General features: G+C 62.5%; 15 protein-coding genes and 1 pseudogene. All 16 read right to left on the reverse strand.

Translation table 11 applies throughout. The annotated features are described in order from the left end of the window. Positions 1-5: 5 nt before the first annotated feature. The 16 genes and pseudogenes from pseI to M8009_RS03970 all read right to left on the reverse strand — a co-directional run bounded on the left by pseI (position 6) and on the right by M8009_RS03970 (position 19,349). A complete protein-coding gene (pseI, locus tag M8009_RS03895; RefSeq protein WP_250059438.1) occupies positions 6-1,085 on the reverse strand; it encodes a pseudaminic acid synthase in 1,080 nt (359 codons plus the stop codon). After that, positions 1,082-1,627, reverse strand: a complete 546-nt coding sequence (gene pseH / locus M8009_RS03900; protein WP_250059439.1) for a UDP-4-amino-4,6-dideoxy-N-acetyl-beta-L-altrosamine N-acetyltransferase — start codon at positions 1,625-1,627, stop codon at positions 1,082-1,084. The genes pseI and pseH overlap by 4 nt, the downstream gene beginning before the upstream one ends. Further along, positions 1,624-2,793 (reverse strand): UDP-2,4-diacetamido-2,4,6-trideoxy-beta-L-altropyranose hydrolase, encoded by a 1,170-nt coding sequence (gene pseG, locus M8009_RS03905; protein ID WP_250059440.1) that lies wholly within the window; start codon positions 2,791-2,793, stop codon positions 1,624-1,626. Before pseG ends, pseH begins: the two co-directional genes overlap by 4 nt. Next, positions 2,786-3,490 (reverse strand): pseudaminic acid cytidylyltransferase, encoded by a 705-nt coding sequence (gene pseF, locus M8009_RS03910; protein WP_250059441.1) that lies wholly within the window; start codon positions 3,488-3,490, stop codon positions 2,786-2,788. Before pseF ends, pseG begins: the two co-directional genes overlap by 8 nt. After that, positions 3,487-4,650, reverse strand: a complete 1,164-nt coding sequence (gene pseC, locus M8009_RS03915) for a UDP-4-amino-4,6-dideoxy-N-acetyl-beta-L-altrosamine transaminase (RefSeq protein ID WP_250059442.1) — start codon at positions 4,648-4,650, stop codon at positions 3,487-3,489. Before pseC ends, pseF begins: the two co-directional genes overlap by 4 nt. After that, positions 4,651-5,649 (reverse strand): UDP-N-acetylglucosamine 4,6-dehydratase (inverting), encoded by a 999-nt coding sequence (pseB, locus tag M8009_RS03920; RefSeq protein WP_250059443.1) that lies wholly within the window; start codon positions 5,647-5,649, stop codon positions 4,651-4,653. A 25-nt stretch (positions 5,650-5,674) separates the two neighbouring features. Continuing rightward, positions 5,675-7,489, reverse strand: a complete 1,815-nt coding sequence (locus M8009_RS03925; RefSeq protein WP_250059444.1) for an ABC transporter ATP-binding protein — start codon at positions 7,487-7,489, stop codon at positions 5,675-5,677. A 172-nt stretch (positions 7,490-7,661) separates the two neighbouring features. Then, positions 7,662-9,602, reverse strand: a complete 1,941-nt coding sequence (gene glmS, locus M8009_RS03930) for a glutamine--fructose-6-phosphate transaminase (isomerizing) (RefSeq protein ID WP_250059445.1) — start codon at positions 9,600-9,602, stop codon at positions 7,662-7,664. 376 nt (positions 9,603-9,978) lie between these two features. After that, positions 9,979-10,227 (reverse strand): DUF2442 domain-containing protein, encoded by a 249-nt coding sequence (locus M8009_RS03935; RefSeq protein ID WP_250059446.1) that lies wholly within the window; start codon positions 10,225-10,227, stop codon positions 9,979-9,981. A 228-nt stretch (positions 10,228-10,455) separates the two neighbouring features. Next, the gene (locus M8009_RS03940; RefSeq protein ID WP_250059447.1) at positions 10,456-10,890 is read right to left on the reverse strand and encodes a DUF4351 domain-containing protein; all 435 of its coding nucleotides are present in this window, start codon (positions 10,888-10,890) and stop codon (positions 10,456-10,458) included. A gap of 874 nt (positions 10,891-11,764) precedes the next feature. Beyond that, positions 11,765-13,183, reverse strand: a complete 1,419-nt coding sequence (locus tag M8009_RS03945) for an MBL fold metallo-hydrolase RNA specificity domain-containing protein (protein WP_250059448.1) — start codon at positions 13,181-13,183, stop codon at positions 11,765-11,767. A 119-nt stretch (positions 13,184-13,302) separates the two neighbouring features. Continuing rightward, positions 13,303-14,325: an NAD-dependent epimerase gene (locus tag M8009_RS03950; protein WP_250059449.1), complete on the reverse strand. Its 1,023-nt coding sequence runs from the start codon at positions 14,323-14,325 to the stop codon at positions 13,303-13,305. Positions 14,326-14,487: 162 nt separating this feature from the next. Continuing rightward, positions 14,488-14,601 (reverse strand): annotated as a pseudogene (locus M8009_RS03955) (helix-turn-helix domain-containing protein); the annotation flags it as partial. A gap of 84 nt (positions 14,602-14,685) precedes the next feature. Next, complete coding sequence (locus M8009_RS03960; RefSeq protein ID WP_250059451.1) at positions 14,686-15,522, reverse strand: hypothetical protein; 837 nt, start codon at positions 15,520-15,522, stop codon at positions 14,686-14,688. 306 nt (positions 15,523-15,828) lie between these two features. Further along, the gene (locus tag M8009_RS03965) at positions 15,829-16,845 is read right to left on the reverse strand and encodes a glycosyltransferase family 2 protein (protein WP_250059452.1); all 1,017 of its coding nucleotides are present in this window, start codon (positions 16,843-16,845) and stop codon (positions 15,829-15,831) included. A gap of 278 nt (positions 16,846-17,123) precedes the next feature. Beyond that, positions 17,124-19,349 carry a polysaccharide biosynthesis tyrosine autokinase gene (locus tag M8009_RS03970; RefSeq protein ID WP_250059453.1) on the reverse strand — a complete coding sequence of 742 codons (2,226 nt, stop codon included), beginning with the start codon at positions 19,347-19,349 and terminating at the stop codon, positions 17,124-17,126. Positions 19,350-19,369 lie beyond the last annotated feature (20 nt).

Consider the following 19,369-nt stretch of genomic DNA (forward strand, 5'->3'; position numbering starts at 1 on the left):
TAGTATCAGTAAACCGTAGGGGCAAGACTTGACTCACCTAAAAAATCAGTAGTTACGGGTGTGTTTTTAGCAACATCTCGAACGACATTATCGCCTATAATATTATTGAAGTGCTTGGGCGAAATCCCATACCCCGGCCTCACACTCCTCACCGCATCCTCGGTAATCACCTCACCGGCTTTCAAATCCTTGACGAAATACAGCGATCGCCGGAACTGTGCATTACCCTGCTCGCTGGACTTTCTCCCGTAATCTACCTGACCCAGCGCCTGCCAGGCGGTCTTGGCATCGCGACACAGGGCGGCGAGTTCAGGGGGTTCAAGGGAAAAGCTGTCGTCGGGGCCGCCGCCGTTGCGGTCGAGGGTAAAGTGTTTCTCGATCAGGCTGGCGCCCAACGCCACGCTGGTGATGGCGGTGGTGTTGTCGATGGTGTGGTCGGAGAGTCCCGTGACCAGCCCGAAACGCTCGATCATGTCGGGGATGGTACGCAGGTTGTAATCTTCCGCCGGGGCGGGATAACCGCTGACGCAGTGCAGGATGGCCAGCTCTTCGCACCCGGCGCCGCGGGCGGCGTCGATGGCTTCCTGGATCTCCTCGGCGTCGGCCATGCCGGTGGAGATGATCATCGGCTTGCCGGTGCGGGCAACGTATTCGATCAGCGGCAGGTCGACGGCCTCGAAGGAGGCGATCTTGTAGGCCGGGGCGCCGAGCTCTTCGAGCAGATCCACCGCCGTGGTATCGAAGGGTGAGCTGAAGATGGTGATGCCGAGCTTGCGAGCGTGCTCGAAGAGCGGCTGATGCCACTCCCAAGGCATATGCGCTTCTTCATAGAGCTCGTAAAGAGTCCGCCCGTCCCACAGTCCGCCTTTGATCTTGAAGTCGTCACTGTCGCAGTCGAGGGTGATGGTATCGGGGCGGTAGGTCTGCAGCTTGACGGCGTCGGCACCGGCCTTGCTGGCTTCCTCGATGATGCGCATGGCGGTTTCGAGCTTGCCGTTATGGTTGGCGGACAGCTCGGCGATGACGTAGGGCGGCTGGTCCGCGGCGATGCGGCGGCCGGCGATCTCGATAGCGGGGTGGGTCATGGGGTGGTGGCTCCTTGACGTGGCTGCCAGTCGGCGGCGAGCAGGCCAAAGCCGATGACGTCATGATAGGTACGGCCGTCGAAGTGGTGGTCGCGCAGGCGGGCTTCCTGCTCGAAGCCCAGGCGTTGATGAAACCGGATCGAGCGGTCATTGCTCGCCAGGGCCTCACCACACAGCTTGTGCAGCTTGAGGGTGGCGAAGGCGTGGACCAACGCCGCCTCGCCAAGTGCCCTGCCACTGCCGCGCGGCGCCTCGGGGGCGAGGTAGAACCCCCAGACGGCACGCCTGGCGTGGGTATCCACCACGTGAAGGTTGACGAAGCCGAAGGGCTCACTGGCGGCGTCACAAAACTGCCGCTCGACGATCATCAGATGCCTGTCGGGATCGTTGCGTGCCCGCTGAAACCAGCCATGGTGCTCGTCGGCGCTGATCGCATGTTGCGTATACATGAAGCGGCGCACCTCGGGATGGTTGCGCCAGGTGCGGATGCGCTCGAGATCCATTTCCTGAAGCGGGCGAAGGTGGACGCTGTCAGCTGTCATTCGCAGGGGCTCTCCTCAGCGATCTCCCACATGGCATGACACACAATGGCCGTGCCGTCGCCTGCGGTGAGTGATGCGGCTGCCTCGCTCATCCGGGCCAGCGCCTGCGGCCGGATCAGGGCCGGCCAGCGTGCCGCTAGCGAACCCAGTTGCACGGGCGGGCCGAGGGACACGGCCACGCCGGCGGCATCCAGGGCCTCGGCGATCGGCTGCTGATTCTCCGCCAGTACCACCATCAGCGTCGGCAGCCCCAGGCAGCAGCGCTCCCAGGAGGTGCTGCCGGCGGCGCCGATGGCGAGGTCCGCCTCGGCCATGCGCTCGGCCATGTCGGCCACATTGACCACCACTTCGGTGGGCCATGGCAGGGTCGCGGCCTTGGCCTGGACCGATTCCCGCCAGGGCGCCGAGGCCCCCATGACCACGGTGATATGGCAATCGTCGGGTAGTGGGCAATCGCTGAGGGCGCTCAGTACGTCAGTGGTGGCATTGTCCTTGTCCACGCCGCCCAGGGTGATCAGCAACTCACGCAGCCGCGGGGAGCGGCGGCGTGCCAGGCTGGTCTCACGCAAAGGGGCGAACTCGGGGCGCAATAGCGCATAGCGCGGGCCGACCAGGCAACGGCAATGCCCGGGGACGAGGCCTGCATAGTCCTCGGCCTGGCGGCCCAGGTTCTGGTCGAGCAGCAGGTCGGCGCGATGTTCTCGATCGGCCAGGTCATCAATCACCAGCAGCCGGCCGTCGGCCGGTGTCACCCGGGCTTCCCAGCGGGCATCGAGCGCATAGTGGTCGACCACCAGCCAGTCGGGGGCCAGCCCTTCCAGGATCTCGGCGCACTGGGCGGCATCCGCTTCCCAGGTGGTACCGAGCCAGTCGGCGTGGGCCAGCTGCTGAGGAGTAGACGGTGACTCTGCCGCTGCGGGGGTTTCTGGGTGGCCGGTCGGCAGCCGATGGATGGCGAAGCCGCGGGCCTGCAGCAGATCGAGGGCATGCCCCGTATGTTCACGGCACAGGAAGTGACACTCGGCGCCTTGCTCACGCAGGGCCTCGGCGAGGGTCAAGCAGCGCATCACGTGGCCGCTGCCGATCTGCAGCGAGGCATCGGCACGAAACACGACTCGCGGCGCGCGGCTGCCCTGCCCTTGGCTATTCGCTACTTCCTTAGCCATCGGCGTGCCCCTGGGCCTGCAGGGCCTTGAACAACCATTCAGCGCGCTGCCAATCCTCCGGGGTGTCGATGTCCTGCACGCGATGTCGCGGCAGCGTCACCGGCACGGCGCGCTGGCTGAAGATCGGCGTACCGGCACTCCAGGCCCCGGCACGGCCCCAGTAGAACTGGCCGGCATCATGCCAGGCCTCTTCCAGGTCCTGGGAACGGGTGGCGAAGTGTTCCGGCTGAAACATCGCCACACGCCCCTCGGCGGTGAGCCGCAAGGCGCGCTGGATCGGGAAGGCGTAGCTGGTCACCGAGAAGGCATACTCGACGCCGGGCGACTGCAAGGCCTGCTCGCCTTTCTTCAGGTCATCCGCCTGGGCGAAGGGCGCGGTGGCGTAGAGGCAGCACACGGCCTCGGGTGACTGGCCCTGCTTGCGCAGCCAGTCGATGGCGTGGGCGATCACCGGGATGGTGCCGGTATGGTCGTCAGCCAACGCGGCGGGGCGCATAAACGGCACCTCGGCGCCCCACTCGCGCGCCACCGCAGCGATCTCGTCATCGTCGGTGGAGACGATGACCCGATTGAAGCAGCCGCTGGCCAGCGCGGCCTCGATCGACCAGGCGATCATCGGCTTGCCGCAGAACGCCTTGATGTTCTTGCGCGGGATCCGCTTGCTGCCGCCCCGGGCGGGAATGATGGCAATCTTCATGAGCCGGTCAGGGCCTGTTTGAGCGCCGCCACCACCGCATCCTGCTGGGCGTCGCTCAGGGTGGGGAACATCGGCAGGCTGATGGCCTCGGCGTAGTAGCGCTGCGCCTCGGGAAAATCGCCCGCCTGGAAGCCCATGGCCTGATAGTAGGGCTGGGTATGTACCGGGATGTAGTGGAGGTTCACGCCAATGCCCTTCTCGCGCAGCGCCTCGAAGACCTGGCGATGGGTCAAGCCGATCTGGTCGAGTTGGAGGCGAATCACATAGAGGTGGCGCCCGGAATAGGCGTCTGGATGCTGCCAGGGCGTGGTCACCGGCAGGCTTTCCAGCAGGTCATCATAGCGGGCGGCAATGGCATTGCGCCGGGCCACGTAGTCGTCCAGGCGCTCGAGCTGGCTGACGCCCAGCGCCGCCTGCAACTCGGTCATGCGGTAGTTGAAGCCCAGCGCCACCTGCTGGTAGTACCAGGGGCCATCGGCCTCGTGGGTCATCAGTGCGGGGTCGCGGGTCACGCCGTGGCTGCGTAGCAGGTTCATCTGCTGTGCCAGTCGATCATCATTGGTCAGCGCCATGCCGCCTTCGGCGGTGGTGATGATCTTCACCGGGTGGAAGCTGAATACGCTGATATCGCTATAATGGCCGTTACCGATGGTCTCATTCTGGTACTGGCCGCCGATGGCATGGGAGGCATCCTCGATGATCTTGAAGCCGTAGCGCTGGCCGAGGGCATGGATGGCCTGCATGTCGCAGGGCTGGCCACACAGGTGCACCGCCACCACCACCTTGGGCAGGCGCCCTTCCCGTTCGGCCCGCTCGAGCTTGGCCGCCAGGGCCTGGGGGCAGAGGTTATAGGTGCGCGGATCGATATCCACGAAGTCGACCTTGGCCCCGCAATAGAGGCCACAGTTGGCCGAGGCGACGAAAGTGATTGGCGAGGTCCAGAGCGCATCGCCCTCCCCCAGGCCCAGCGCCAGGCAGGCGATGTGCAGCGCCGAGGTGGCGCTGTTGACCGCCAGCGCATGGCGCGCCCCGACCTTGTCGGCCACTGCCTGCTCGAAGCGCGGCACCATTGGGCCTTGGGTCAGGAAGTCCGACTGCAGCACCGCCAGCACGGCGTCGATATCGGCCTGCTGGATATCCTGGCGTCCGTAGGGAATCATTCAGATCGCTCCAATCTTTTCCCAGTTGGCGTCGAGCCACGTCTTGAGCGTGTCGTCGCTCATCCATTCGGCGTTGTTGTCACTGGCGTAAACGAAGCCTTCCGGCACCTTCTTGCCGTCCTTGATACGGTTGGCGTCCTTGTCCCAGCTGTTGATAGCCGGCAGGATCTTGAAGTGCTCGGGGTACTCGTAGGTGTAGTAGGCATCCTCGGCGCCGATCATCTGCTCGTGCAGCTTCTCGCCGGGGCGGATGCCGACTTCCTCCTGCTTCGCTTCCGGGGCCACCACCCGCGCCAGTTCGGTGACCTTCATGGAGGGGATCTTCTTGACGTAGATTTCGCCGCCTTCCATGTCCTCGAAGGCGTGCCAGACGAGCTCGACGCCCTGCTCCAGGGAGATCATGAAGCGCGTCATGCGCGCATCGGTGATCGGCAGCACGCCCCTATCCTTGATTGACACGAAGAACGGGATCACCGAGCCGCGCGAACCCATCACATTGCCATAGCGTACCACCGCGAAACGGGTGTCATGGCCGCCGGCGTAGGAGTTGCCGGCCACGAAAAGCTTGTCGGAGGTCAGCTTGGTGGCACCGTACAGGTTGATCGGGCTGCTGGCCTTGTCGGTGGAGAGTGCCACCACCTTCTTGACCCCCTTGTCAATGCAGGCATCGATCAGGTTCATGGCGCCGATGACGTTGGTCTTGACGCACTCGAAGGGGTTGTACTCGGCCGTGGGCACGATCTTGGTGGCCGCGGCATGCACCACGTAATCGACACCGTCCAGGGCGCGGTAGATACGCTCGCGGTCGCGCACGTCGCCGATGAAGAAACGCACGCGGGAATCACCCTCGAACTTCTTGGCCATTTCCCACTGCTTCATCTCATCGCGCGAGAAGATGATCACCCGCTTGGGGTTATAGCGCTCGAGCAGCATGGGGATGAAGGTGTGCCCAAAGGAGCCTGTGCCGCCGGTGACGAGTATAGATGCATCATTGAACATCGAGTGAATTCCCTATCAATTACCGTTATGCATGCTCGGCCATGCGTTTGAAGATGGTGTTACGTTCGGAGAGCTCGGTATAACTGCCTTGATCGACCAGGCGGCCATCCGCGAGCAAATAGATCGAGTCGCACTGCTTCACCGTGGCCAGGCGGTGGGCGATCATGATGATGGTCTTCTTACCGGAGAAGTCGTGAATGGCGTCCATGATCAGCTTCTCAGTGATGCCGTCCAGCGCACTGGTGGCCTCATCGAGGATCAGTACGTCGGCGTCGTGGTAGAGGGCGCGTGCGATGCCGATACGCTGGCGTTGACCGCCGGAGAGCTGCACGCCGCGTTCGCCCACGCGAGTCTCCAGGCCATCGGGCAGTTCGGCGAGCAGTTCATCCAGGTGCGCCATGCTGGCCGCCTTGCGCACCTTGGCCTCGTCGATGGCTTCCGGCGGCAGGCCGAAGCCGATATTCTCGCGGATGGAGCTATCGGCCAGAAAGATCGCCTGGGGGACGAAGCCCAAGCTATTCTGCCAGGCGCGGCGATGTTGGTCCGTGACCGGTTCTCCATCTACCAGCAATTGGCCCTGTTGCGGCTCGATCAGCCCCAGCAGCAGATCGATGGCAGTGGACTTGCCGGAGCCGGAGGCCCCCACCAGGCCGATCACCCGGTTGGCGGGGATCTCCAGGTTCAGGGCCTTCAGGGCCGGCTCATCTTTCCCAGGGTAGGTAAAGGTCACATCCTTGAGTTGGATAGCATCGCGTGGCGCCCAGTGGGCGGCTTGCTGCTGGTCTGCCTGTTGGCTGACGGCAGCAGCTTGCGGCGCCATGGCACTGGCGCGCAGGTCGTCGCGCAGGGCATCGAAGGCGGCCAGGTTGCCGCGGATCTGCGAGATGCTGGTATACACCTGCTGGAAGGCCGGCAACAGCTTGAAACCCGCCAGGGCATACACGGAGAGCACCGGCAGGATGGTACCCAGGTTGCCCTGGTGGGCGGCCAGCAGATAAAGGATCAGGAAGATCACGCTACCGAAGGCGACCAGCTCCATGGCGTAGCGAGGCGCCTGGCCCATGGCCTGGGTGGTGCCCTGTGCCTCGGCGAAGCGATCGCAGGCGCCATCGAAGCGATCGGTGAACACCTCCTGGCGGCCGAGCAGCAGGGCATCCTTGATGCCACCGAAGCCCTCGCCCATCAGCTTGAAGCGAAGCCGCTGGGCCTCGGTGATCGCCTTGCCATTGCGCACCAACCGCCGACGCACCGTGCGATAGAGCAGTACATAGGCCAGCGAGAAGATTACTAGCCCCGCCAGGGCCACCACGGGGTTATAGAGAAATATCGCCAGCGCCATCATCAGCGCCATCACCAGCTTGGCATTCATCTGCATCAGCGGGTTGATGATGCTGCCCGTGATGCGCTGACACTCCTGGGCGATCTGGTTGGTGAGCTGGCTGCTGCTGCCGCTGGCATGAAACAGCCAAGGCTGATGCATGTAGTGGCGGTAAAGCCGGCTCGCGAGTTCCGCTCCTACCCGCGCGCCATACATTGAGAGCCGCCAGATGGTAAACATCGAGATCAGCGCCGAGCCAGTGAGCACCACCAGCACGCCGATGCCCAGCCAGAACAGGAAGGTACGGGGCTCGGTGAATCCGCTGGCGCGGTAGAGATCGGCCATCATGCCCTTGCCCTGCAGCTGGCTCATATCGCCCACCAGCGCCATGAAGGGGCCGATGGAGACCACGCCGGCAATCTCGGCGAAGGACATCAGCACCACCAGGATCTGGAGGCGCAGGAGTTTCTTGCGCTGCTCGGCGGTGAGTAGGTAATAGAGTTCTTTCAGCTGTGAGAGCATAGGTACCAGGGGCGAGGTGTGTTAGGGCCAAGCGGCCAAGCGGCCAAGCGGCCAAGCGGCCAAGCGGCCAAGCGGCCAAGCGGCCAAGCGGCCAAGCGGCCAAGCGGCCAAGCGGCCAAGCGGCTAGAGTGTTGATCAGTGAAAATCTGCGGGCCAAGACCCGTGGGCGACACTATTCGACGGTGACGGATTTGGCCAGGTTACGAGGCTTGTCGACGTCGGTGCCCTTGACCAGGGCGACGTGGTAGCTGAGCAGTTGCAGGGGCACGCTGTAGAGGATCGGGGCGGTGAGCTCGGGGACCTTGGGCAGCGGGAAGTTGCGCATGCCCTCCTCGTCTTCCAGGCCGGCGCGTTCGCAGACGAAGTTGATCAGCCGGCCGCCGCGGGCGCGCACTTCCTGCAGGTTGCTCTTGAGCTTTTCCAGCAGCGCGTCGCTGGGGGCCACGCTGACCACCGGCATGGCGTCGTCGACCAGCGCCAGGGGGCCGTGCTTGAGCTCGCCGGCGGCGTAGGCCTCGGCGTGGATGTAGGAGATCTCCTTGAGCTTGAGCGCGCCTTCCATGGCCACCGGATAGTGGGCGCCGCGGCCCAGGAAGAGGGTGTGGCGCTTCTCGGCGAAGCCGTTGGCCAGCTCGGCGATGGCCGGCTCGAGCTCCAGCACCTGGCGTAGCTGCTCGGGCAGCGCCTGCAGCGCGGCGATCTGCTCGGCCAGCTCAACCTCATCCAGCCTGCCCTGCTCGCGACCCAGCACCAGCGCCAGCCAGGCCAGCACCGCCAGCTGGGTGGTGAAGGCCTTGGTGGAGGCCACGCCGATCTCGGGGCCGGCGTGGGTCATCAGCCGCAACTGGCTCTCGCGTACCAGCGAGCTGCCCGGCACGTTGCAGATGGCAAGCGTAGCGAGATACCCGGCCGACTTGGCGAAGCGCAGCGCGGCCAGGGTATCGGCCGTCTCGCCGGACTGGGAGAGGGTGACGAACAGCGTGCCGGGCTGCACGGCCACATGGCGGTAGCGGAACTCGCTGGCCACCTCCACGCTGCATGGCAGCCCCGCCAGGCTCTCGAGCCAGTAGCGCGCCACCAGGCCGGCGTGGTAGCTGGTGCCGCAGGCCACAATCTGCACCTGCTTGACCCGGGGCAGCAGCTCGGCGGCCTCGGGGCCCAGCACGGCGGTGAGCAGCGTGCCTTCCGGCGTCAGCTTGTCGGCCAGGGTATCGACCAGCACCTCGGGCTGCTCGTGGATCTCCTTGAGCATGAAGTGGCGGTAGTCGCCCTTGCTGGCGGCCTGGGGGCCGTGTTCGAAGCGCGCGATGGGGCGTTCTGCCTGCTGCCAATAGCAGGAATTGCTCAGCGGAGCTGAGCTCCCACACCCCCTTATGGTGCCCGATTGCTCCCCTTGCAGAACCGGGCCGCTAGAGAAGATATCACTGGTGTGGGCAGTGAGCAGGGCGTGGTCGCCTTCTTCGAGGTAGACGAAGCGGTCGGTGACCTGGAGCAGCGCCAAGGGGTCTGAGGCGATGAAGTGCTCGCCACTGCCCACGCCGATGACCAGTGGGCTGCCCATGCGGGCGCAGAGCAGCTGTTCGGGGTGCTCGCAGTGGATGATGCCCAATGCGTAGGCGCCGTGCAGTTCGGCCAGGGTGGCGCGGAAGGCGGCCAGCAGGGTATCGCGGGCTTCCTGGGCGTGGCGCGGTTGGGGTTGCGCGCGGTAGTGGCAGTCGAAGAGATGGGCGATGACTTCGGTATCGGTCTCCGAGTGGAAGCGGTAGCCCTGCCCTTCCAGGCGCGCCTTGAGCGGCTCGAAGTTCTCGATGATGCCGTTGTGCACCACCGCCACGCTGGCGCTGGAGAGGTGCGGATGGGCGTTCTCGCGGCTGGGCTTTCCGTGGGTGGCCCAGCGGGTGTGGGCGATGCCCAGCCGGCCGTTGAGGCGGCGCCGGGTGAGCGCCGCTTCCAGCTCGGCGACCTTGCCCTGGGCGCGTTCGCGCTGCAGCTCGCCGGTACGCACCACGGCCATGCCGGCGGAGTCGTAACCGCGGTATTCCAGGCGCTTGAGGCCTTCCAGCAGGATGGGGGTGATGTCGCGTTGCGCGATCCCGCCTACGATGCCGCACATAGGAGCTTCCTTGGATCTGGTGGTATCAGCCGTGGTTTGTCCGCGAGGCGGGGCTGGGTGCCGCGCTTCGCAGACCCATGAGCTGGCTTCGGTGGCTCTCTTGGGTCAGACCCCGCTTGGTTGCCAGGGCTGTGGGGGTGCCTGTTGCCGGTAGAGTGCTCGCTGCCGGGGTCTGACCCGCGAGGCGGGGCTGGGTGCCGCGCTTCGCAGATCCGTGAGCTGGCTTAGGTGGCTCTCTTGGGTCAGACCCCGCTGGGTTGCCAGGGCTGGGGTGGTGCCTGTTGCCGGTAGAGTGCTCGCTGCCGGGGTCTGACCCGCGAGGCGGGGCTGGGTGCCGCGCTCCGCAGAGCAGCGAGCTGGCTTGGGTGGCTCCAGTTCAGGCGACATCCTGACGCCGGTGGGTCATGTCGCCATGACCGGCTAATAACCCCTCGATGGAAATGTCTTCATCAAGGGCATCCCAATGGATCCCGCAAGGGCTCAATTCGTAATCGGCTCGCTGGTCGGGGGTTGCATTGAGTACCCGTGGAAACCATGCCATCGGAATGCCGATAGTGCGACCGTCATTGAGTTCGACCCAGAAGCTGTCTTCATCAAATGTTACATGCTTAGGTGAAGTAGTCATACCAGGACCTCTCGAGTTGATCACGGCGGGTCTCTCGCTGTGGCGGCTTGGCTGCGAACCCATTCTGGCCAGCTAGCCAGCGGGCCGAACGGAGAGGCTAATCCGGCTCATGCGTCAAGAAGCGACACTGGCAGTCACGGGATGATTCGTGGGGAGACCTCAGGGTCTGACCCGCGAGGCGGCTGGGTGCCGCGATTGGAAGGAGCAATCGCAGGGCTCAGTGGGCGCTTAGCCTTCCCCGAAGACGTCGGGCAGCGACTGGGCGTCCAGCAGGTTCTCGGCCCACTGTTCCAGTTCGTCAGTGGTCGCTTGCTGCAGCCGCTGCTCCGTCTTCTCATCGAGTGGACCAAAACGACGCACCAGTTGCTTGCGAATTAGGGTCTGCTCGCCTTGCTGCATGCCCTGCTGCATGCCCTGCTGCATGCCCTGCTGCATGCCTTGCTGCATACCTTCGGTACGTAAACGCTCGGCCAGTCCGGTCATGGCGGTGCTCTCCTGCGGGTATCGGGATTCATACAGCTGACGCTCAGCATCACTCAATCCCGTGTAAATATCGACGAAATCCAAGTATTTGATCTGCTTCTCGATATTCGGTTCAAGCGTTAGCAGTCCCTTGATCGCCTCGGCGTAGATCTCGACCTTCTGTTCCGGTGCCCACTGCATATTGGGCAGGTTCAGGCGGGCGACCAGGTTGTTGCTATCAAGGTACCGTTCGGCGGGGGTCGCCGCCGGGAGTCTGACCCGCGAGGCGGAGCTGGGTGCCTCGCTCCGCAGACCCGCGAGCTGGCTTCGGGGCTCTCTTGGGTCAGACCCCGCTGGGTTGCCAAGGCTGTGGTGGTGCCTGTTGCTGGTATGTGCTCGCTGCCGGGGTCTGACCCGCGAGGCGGAGCTGGGTGCCTCGCTCCGCAGACCCGCGAGCTGGCTTCGGTGGCTCTCTTGGGTCAGACCCCGCTGGGTTGCCAAGGCTGTGGTGGTGCCTGTTGCCGGTAAAGTGCTCGCTGCCGGGGTCTGACCCGCGAGGCGGAGCTGGGTGCACATCCCGTGGTGCTCATTCGGGCACGCTACCGCCCCGGGGTGTCATTGGCGCATCCCCGAGGCCGGCTGCCCCCGCGCGGGGCCATTTCTTTATCACGCGGTATCGCCGAGGTGGCGAGGCCGCGCTTGTGGCATTTTTATTAATGATTGATTATAAAGGCAATTCTGGCTAAAGCGCCTTGGCCTTCCCTGTTGGCGGGGAGAGGCTAGCACGGACTGCCCGCTGCGACTAAGGGGGCTTGGGCAAGAAAGGGGAATTGTCAGTGATCTCTTACAAAGCCTCTGCCTGATGTCTTACATCTGGTGGCGATAAGGGCCTGTTGCCTATGTTCTGGCAGGTTACCCCGGCCATCGCTGCGCGATGGATCGCGAAGTGAATCGAGGCGTCGAACCGTTCGCTCCCACAGGGGGCGTGTGCTGGCTTTCTGCCTTTTGCCGCCGCTGCGCAATGGATCGCGAAGTGAATCGAGGCGTCGAACCGTTCGCTCCTACAAGGGGGAGATTACGTTGCCAGGCTTACCGCGATCTCGTGGCCGGCGGTGTGTGCCCAGCGTTCGATCTCGGCCTTGAGGGCGTGCTTGGCGCCCAGGTCGCCGTGGACGAGGCGGATCTCCCGCGGTGGGGTGGCCATTTCCTGGATGAAGCGCAGCAGGTCGGCTTGATCGGCGTGGGCGGAGTAGCCACCGATGGTGTCGATGCGCGCGCGGATGTCGTAGCGCTGGCCGTCGAGTTCTACCCAGCCGCCGCGGGGGCCGTAGCGCTGGATGTCGCGCCCCGGGGTGCCGGCGGCCTGGTAGCCGATGAACAGCACGTCGTGACGTTCATCCCCCAGCATGCGCTTGAGGTAGTTGACCACCCGGCCGCCGGCGCACATGCCGCTGGCGGCGATCACCACCGCGGGGCGGTGGTTGCCGGCCAGGTAGTCGACCGTTTGCTGGTGCTCGTCGTGGCTGTCCACGGTGTAGAGGTTGTCGAAGGCCAGCGGGTGGCGGCCGCCCTCTCGCCGCGCCTGGGCTTCGGCGTCCCACCAGGGCTTGAGCTCGCGGTAGACCGCGGTGAAGCGGGCGGCCAGGGGCGAGTCGACGATGATCTCGAGCTCGCGCCAGCGGGCGTCCTCGGCGGCGTGGATCAGCCCTTCCAGCTCAAAGAGCAGCTCCTGGGTGCGGCCGATGCTGAAGGCCGGGATGATCAGCGTGCCGCCGTTGGCCAGGGCCCGCTCGATGGCCGCCTTGAGCCGCGCCTGGCGGGTGGTGCGGTCCTCGTGCTGGCGGTCGCCGTAGGTGCTCTCCAGCACCAGCCGATCGGCGCGCTCGGGGGATTCCGGCGCCGGCAGCAGCGGCGCATGGGGCGCGCCCAGGTCACCGCTAAAGACGGTGCGCTGTGCCTGGCCGGTGTGATGATCGTGATGATCCACTTCGACATAGGCCGAACCGAGGATATGCCCGGCGCGCTGCAGGCGCACGCGCACCCGGTGGCGTTCGTCGTCGACCAGGGGGTGCCACTGGCCGTAGTCCAGAGGTACCAGGCGCCCTTCCACCTCATTGAGGAAGCGCTCGATCAGCCCCCGGTCGCGGGTGAAGCCGATCTTCAGGGCGTCTTCGATGACCAGCGGCAGCAAGCGCGCCGAGGGCACCGAGCAGAGGATCGGCCCCGGGTAGCCGGCGGCCAGCAGGTAGGGCAAGCGCCCGATATGGTCGATATGCACGTGGGTGACCACCAGGCCGAGCACGTCGTCCACCGGGAACTCCACCCGGTGCTGCTCGAGGGGGCTGAGCGTGGGGTCGGCGTCCTGGCCCTGGAAGAGGCCGCAATCGACCAGCAGGGCGCGGTCCTCGGCCAGCTGCAGGCGGTGGCAGCTGCCGGTGACGCCCTCGGCGCCGCCGTGATGGGTGATCAAGGGATAGGTGGCCGGGCGTTCCATGCTGGGCTTTTCCTGGGTAGTGGTGTTGGGGCGCTGTGGCTTGGGTATTGCCTGCTGCCGCCGCTGCGCGACGGATCGCGCAATAAATTGCGCTCCTACAGGGGGCTCCAGGGAAACCGTTAGACGTTGTAGTACTCGCGGTACCAGGCGACGAAGTTGGCGACGCCTTCCTTCACGGGGGTGGCGGGCTTGTAGCCCACGGCGCGTTCGAGCTCGCTGGAGTCGGCGTAGGTGTCGGGGACGTCGCCGAGCTGCAGGGGCAGCAGTTCCTTGATGGCTTGCTTGCCCAGGGCTTCCTCGATGGCCTCGATATAGGCGCTGAGCTTGACCGGGTCGTTGTTGCCGATGTTGAAGAGCCGGAACGGGGCGTTGCTGGTGGCCGGGTCCGGGGTGTCGCTGCTCCACTCCGGGTTGGGCGCGGCGACCTGGTCGCTGGCGCGGATCACGCCCTCGACGATGTCGTCGATGTAGGTGAAGTCGCGGGTGTGATGGCCGTGATTGAACACCTGGATGGGCTCGCCGGCGAGGATGGCCTTGGTGAACAGGAACAGGGCCATGTCCGGCCGACCCCAGGGGCCGTAGACGGTGAAGAAGCGCAGCCCGGTGGTGGGCAGCCGATAGAGGTGGCTGTAGCTATGGGCCATCAGTTCGTTGGCACGCTTGGTGGCGGCGTAGAACTGCAGGGGATGGTCCACGCCGCGGTGCTCGGAGAACGGCATGTTGGTGTTAGCGCCGTAGACGCTGCTGGTGCTGGCGTAGGTGAGGTGCTCCACCCGGTGGTGCCGGCAGGCCTCGAGCAGGTTGGTGAAGGCGACGATGTTGCTCTCCACGTAGGCGTGGGGGTTCTCCAGCGAGTAGCGCACCCCGGCCTGGGCGGCCAGGTTGATCACCCGGTCGATCCGCTGCTCGCTGAAGCAGCGCTCCACCGCGGCCCGGTCGGCCAGGTTCTCGCGGTAGAAGACGTAGGGGCTCCCCGTGCGCCGGGCGGTCTCTTCGAGGATCTCGAGCCGGGCTTCCTTGATGGCAGGGTCGTAGTAGTCGTTGACGGTGTCGATGCCGACCACGCCGTCGCCGCGCTCGAGCAGGCGCTTGGCGGTATGAAAGCCGATGAAGCCGGCGTTGCCGGTAACCAGAATGTTCATAATCTACCTGTGGGCCGATGAATAAGCGTCGCGGCGCGAGCCGTTACTTGTAGGAGAACTGGTAATAGCCGTAGCCGTAGCTCGCGGCGGTTTTGCGCTCCATGGCGTTGAGGATGGCGCCTTTTCCTGAATTCAAGCAATAAGCGAAGTACCTGCGGTATCCAGGGCTCCTGAGTATTCCCCTAGCTCCCTGCCGATCTGCCGCTGGCTCAAGCCCAAGTCATAGCGGGCGTGGATCTGGTTTCGTTGGGTCTGGGTCAGCTGTCGGTATCCCATGCTCTGCATCACCTTGGTCGGTGAGCCGAGAAGGGTACCGGCGATGCCCCTCCTGCCTCCACCGTGGTGACCAAAGTGCTGCGGTTATTCTATGGACCCAGGAATAGAAAAATTAGTCAAATATTCCGATAATTCCCTAAGCTCTATATCCTCGACAAGAACATCAAAATCTTGTTCTTCTCGTATGGCAAGCCAACGACCTTCAACTCTTAAATCGCTAGCTTTTACTTGGCTTCCTTTAAAAACCCTGGTCAATGTGGGGACTGGGCTTTTGCAAAGCCTAACTAAATTTTTAAAATTAAGATAGCGCATAGGGTTTCTTGCTATTTTCTTAATCGCAGCGTGTACGTCCTTTCCATCAAATGAACTTCCACCTCCATAACTCGGCACCTTTTTTAAAGACTCCTCAGAGTAAAACTCTCCGCCAAAATCACGCCAAAGCTTTTTTCGATAACCTGGGTCTTTGAACCAAGAATTGTATGCAACAAGAATAAAGCCTTCATCATTAATATATTTCAGTGCAATTGACTTCCAGTTATAAACAAACTCTTTTAAATTATTTGAAGATGTTAGTCCACGCTTGCTATGAGCCACCTTTCTGCTCGCCCAGCAATTATATGGATCTCTCACTATAAAAACCGGAATAACATCAAATTGAGAAAAAAAAGAACTGAATGGCGATGGCGAACTTTCCAAAAAACTTAGATTAGGACGCATTTTGTTCGAAGAATCTTCAAAAGAGCAAATTACAACATGGTTTTTTAATTCTTTTTCAATGTTTTTTTTATTGGCATCACTATCGAAAAAATCATGCTCAAGGTCATTAAAAAAAACTACTGAACTATAAAAAGAGGATATCCAGTTTATTATGGCGTGATTTCCAGACCTTTGAAGACCATAAACCAAGATTAACTTTTCCATTTTTATCTCAACGAAGAAAATTTAATTTTATTGAAAACATCAATGATTCTTTCTTCAAATATCGCCATCAGCTATGCAAGATCGACACGAGGCTTTCTCTGCTGCTCTGCCTGGGCGAAAGAGATCTGCTTCATCGGGTGGCTCGGTCAGGTGGTGACAGGGTAGCCAGAGTTTACCCCGCCAACGGCTGTCAGGCAGCTGCGGCGGGATGTATGCAGCGTTTCCCTAATCGCTAAGGAGCTGGAAGTCGTCACGCTGCCCTTTAACTCCATGCCAGATACAAGACGAAATATCGAGAAGAAGAAACTACTCTCTGGGTTTAAAAACAATCGCATCCAGCCCAAGCAGAGACACTCCCTTGCGGGCAAGAGCCTTGAGAGCCACCTTTGCGCCAACTCTTGCAGGGTGTTGGCGAGGTGGCAAGAGGGCTAAAGCAAGTGGGTATGAGCGATATATCAGTTCCGTTGCTTCGTTTAATTCTTCTTCATAAACCACGATGTCACTTACATCACCAATTATATAGCTGCTCCATGAGAGCTGGGCACGATACATATTGATAATTCTTACAAGCACATCGCCACCAAGTTCAGAAAACGAACTGACAGCCAGTGCATAGGCTCTGTACATATACACATAAGCTTTAGCGTTAGTCGTAGTCGATGTTACGCTTGATTCGTTAAGAACATACTCATGCAGAACCTCGTGGGTCACGTAAACGGATTCTGCCTTATAAAAACAGCCTATATTCAACAAAAGATCTTCATTGAGGCTTTGGCGCCAAGGAAAGTGCATATCGGCATGCGGAGCCATGACCTCCCTATGGTAAAGCTTGTTCCACAGCGACCCCGTGCCAAATTCGAAACGAGAGAATTTTTCAAAGACCTCCGATTCTATCTTTTTGCTGCTTTTAAATCGAATCTTTGGTGCGATTGGCTTTCGCTCTTTGGTAACTCTGTACGAACCGCAAACAACTATATCCACAGCTTGCTGTTCCGCCGCCCGATGCATTGCTTCAAACATGTTCGGACGAGCGAAATCATCCGCATCAAGAAAGCCGATCCAAGGTGCTGATGCCTTCTTAAGGCCTGTTAAGCGAGCTTCATGCACACCTTGATTCTCGGTAAGGTGGATGGCCACGATGTTTCCGTTCTCGCTTTCCAGCCGTGAGATGGTTTCAGCAGAGCTGTCGGTAGACGCATCGTTGACAACGATGATTTCAATATTTTTCAGCGTCTGGTCGAGCAGAGATTGTACTGATGCTTCAAGGCTCGCGCCGGCATTAAAGACAGGTACGATGACCGATACGTCCGGTGACTTAACCATTAGCCGACCTCTAATTGGATTTTTTAGACAGCCTTTTGATTAAAAAGCAGCTTTTTTACAAGAATGCTTACCTCTTGCCTTCAATATTTTTCTTGATCTCTTCATCTGCAACATCTCCCACTGAACGCATCACCCATAAGCAGAGGCCGTTAGATAATCGCATTATATCCTGCTGGTTACGCGCTACGATGCCCGTCGTAGCGCGGTTTTTCATGCGTTTTTTCTGCTACAGGCAAGCGCAGACGAGTAGTTACCAAGGGGGTATTCAAGTATGAGAACTACTTGTAGGAGTACTGGTAATAGCCGTAGCCGTAGCTCGCGGCGGCCTTGCGTTCCATGGCGTTGAGGATGGCGCCCTTGACCGTCACCCCGCCGCTCTCCAGCCGCCGGGTGGCAATCTGCATCTCGCGCAGCGGGTTGACCTCGAAGCGGGCCACCACCAGCGTGGTACCGCACTGGGCGCCGACCACGGCGGCATCGGTCACGGCCAGCACCGGCGGGGTGTCGAGGATCACCAGATCATAGCGCTGCCCCGCTTCCTCGAGAAAGCGGCTGAAGCCGGCGGTCATCAGCAGTTCCGAGGGGTTGGGCGGGGCGGTGCCGCGGGAGACGTAGTCCAGCCCCTCGATGCCACTTTCACGGATCACCTCATCCAGCGGTAACCGGCCGCCGAGCAGCTCTGAAAGCCCGCCGTCGCTCTTCCCCTTGAAGGCGTGATGGATATGCCCCTTGCGCATGTCGGCGTCGACCACCAGCACCTTCTGGCCGGCCTGGGCACAGACGGCGCCGAGGTTGACGGCGATGAAGCTCTTGCCGATGCCAGGGCTGGGGCCGGTGATCATCAGCCGGTTGTCGCTGGCCTCGAGCATGGCGAAGTGCAGGCTGGTGCGCAGCCCGCGCAGCGCCTCCACCGAGGTGTCGGCGGGGGCGCGCTCGGCGAGTATCCCACTGACCACTTCGCTGCTGTGGCGGTCGCGGCGGTGCTTGATGCGTTTGACCAGCTTCTTCTGTTCGTCGGAGAGCGGCACCGTGGCGTAGACCGGCAGGCCGGCGTCCTCGAGCTGTTCGGGGGATTCCACGCCGCGATTGAACAGGCCGCGCACCAGCACGATGCCTACCGCCAGGATGCCGCCAAACAGGGTGGCGAGCACCACGATAAGCGGCTTGCGGGGCTCGATGGGCCCCCCTGCGACCAGCGCCTCGTCGATGATGCGCACGTTGCCCACGGTGCCGGCACGCGCCAGTTCCATCTCCTGCATCTTGTTGAGCACGTTGACGTAGATGGCCTGGGTGACCTCGACGTCACGGGTGCGGCGCACCACTTCCTGCTGGGCGGCGGGCAGCTCATCGACGCGCTCGTTGAGCTCGGCGCGGCGCTCCTCGAGCTGGCGCTTCTGACGCAGCAACGACTGATAGGTCGGGTGGTTTGGGGTGTAGCGCTCCCTTAATTCGGCTTCCTGGAACTCCAACTCGCTGAGCTGGCTCTCGAGCTCGATGAACTGCTGGATGGTGGCCTGGGCCTCGGAGCTCAGGTCGACGCTGTCCTGTTCGACACGGTACTCGTTGAGGCTGTCCTCGGCGGCGGCGAGCTGGTCACGCAGCTCGGGGGCCTGCTCCTCGAGGAAGGCCAGGCTCTTTTCCGCCTCGGCGGACTGGCGCTGGACGTTCTGGGTGAGGAAGGTCTCGGCGACGGCGTCCAGCGAGCGACGAATCTCCTCTCGGTCGGGGCCGGTAAGGGTCAGGCGCAGCATGCCGGTATCACTGCTACGGCCACCGCCGACCTCGGCCACGTTCAGCCGCCCTTTCAGGCTGCCGATGGCGGCCGCGCGGGTGCGCTGGACCACGGTGAACTCGGCCCCCTCGGGGGCCTGCAGCTCGGCCAGGCGCAGTTTGATGTCGCCGTTAGCGAATTGGGCAAGCTCCCCCACCCGGCCCTGGCCGAGCTCGCGAGGGGGCTCGTCTGCCGGGGCGTGGGTGAGCGTATAGCTACCACCCTGCCCGGCCGTGACGATCAGCGGCTGGCCGCGCAGGGCGTCGGCCACCTCCAGCCGGCCCAGCGTCAGGAACTCATTGCCCCAGACCTCGGGACGCCCCTCCATGAAGCCGGGGCGCTCGATGCCCTGGCGGCGCACGAACTCACCGACGAACGGCAGCAGGCGGGGCTGCACCACGGTATCCAGCCCCACGCGCTCGACGACCTGGCCGAGCACCATGCGCGACTGCAGGATCTGCACCTCGGCGGCGGTGCTGCTGCTGGGGTTCTCGCCCTGGCTGCCCATGACGTTGGCCAGATCGCCCAGCGGGCTGACGGAGGAGCGTTTTTCGACCTGCACCAGGGCATCGCCCTGGTAGATCGGCGTGGCGAGGGTGGCATAGACGGCCCCGCACACGGCGAAGAGCACGGTGATGGCGATGATCAGCCACTTGTGGTCGACCAGCAAGCCGAACAGCCGACCAAGGTCGATCTCGTCGTCGGCGGTGGTGTGAGGGGTTTTCTCGGTCATGGAGGTGTTCAAGGCTCTGA

It is taken from the genome of Halomonas gemina (assembly GCF_023554995.1).
Lineage (GTDB): Bacteria > Pseudomonadota > Gammaproteobacteria > Pseudomonadales > Halomonadaceae > Halomonas > Halomonas gemina.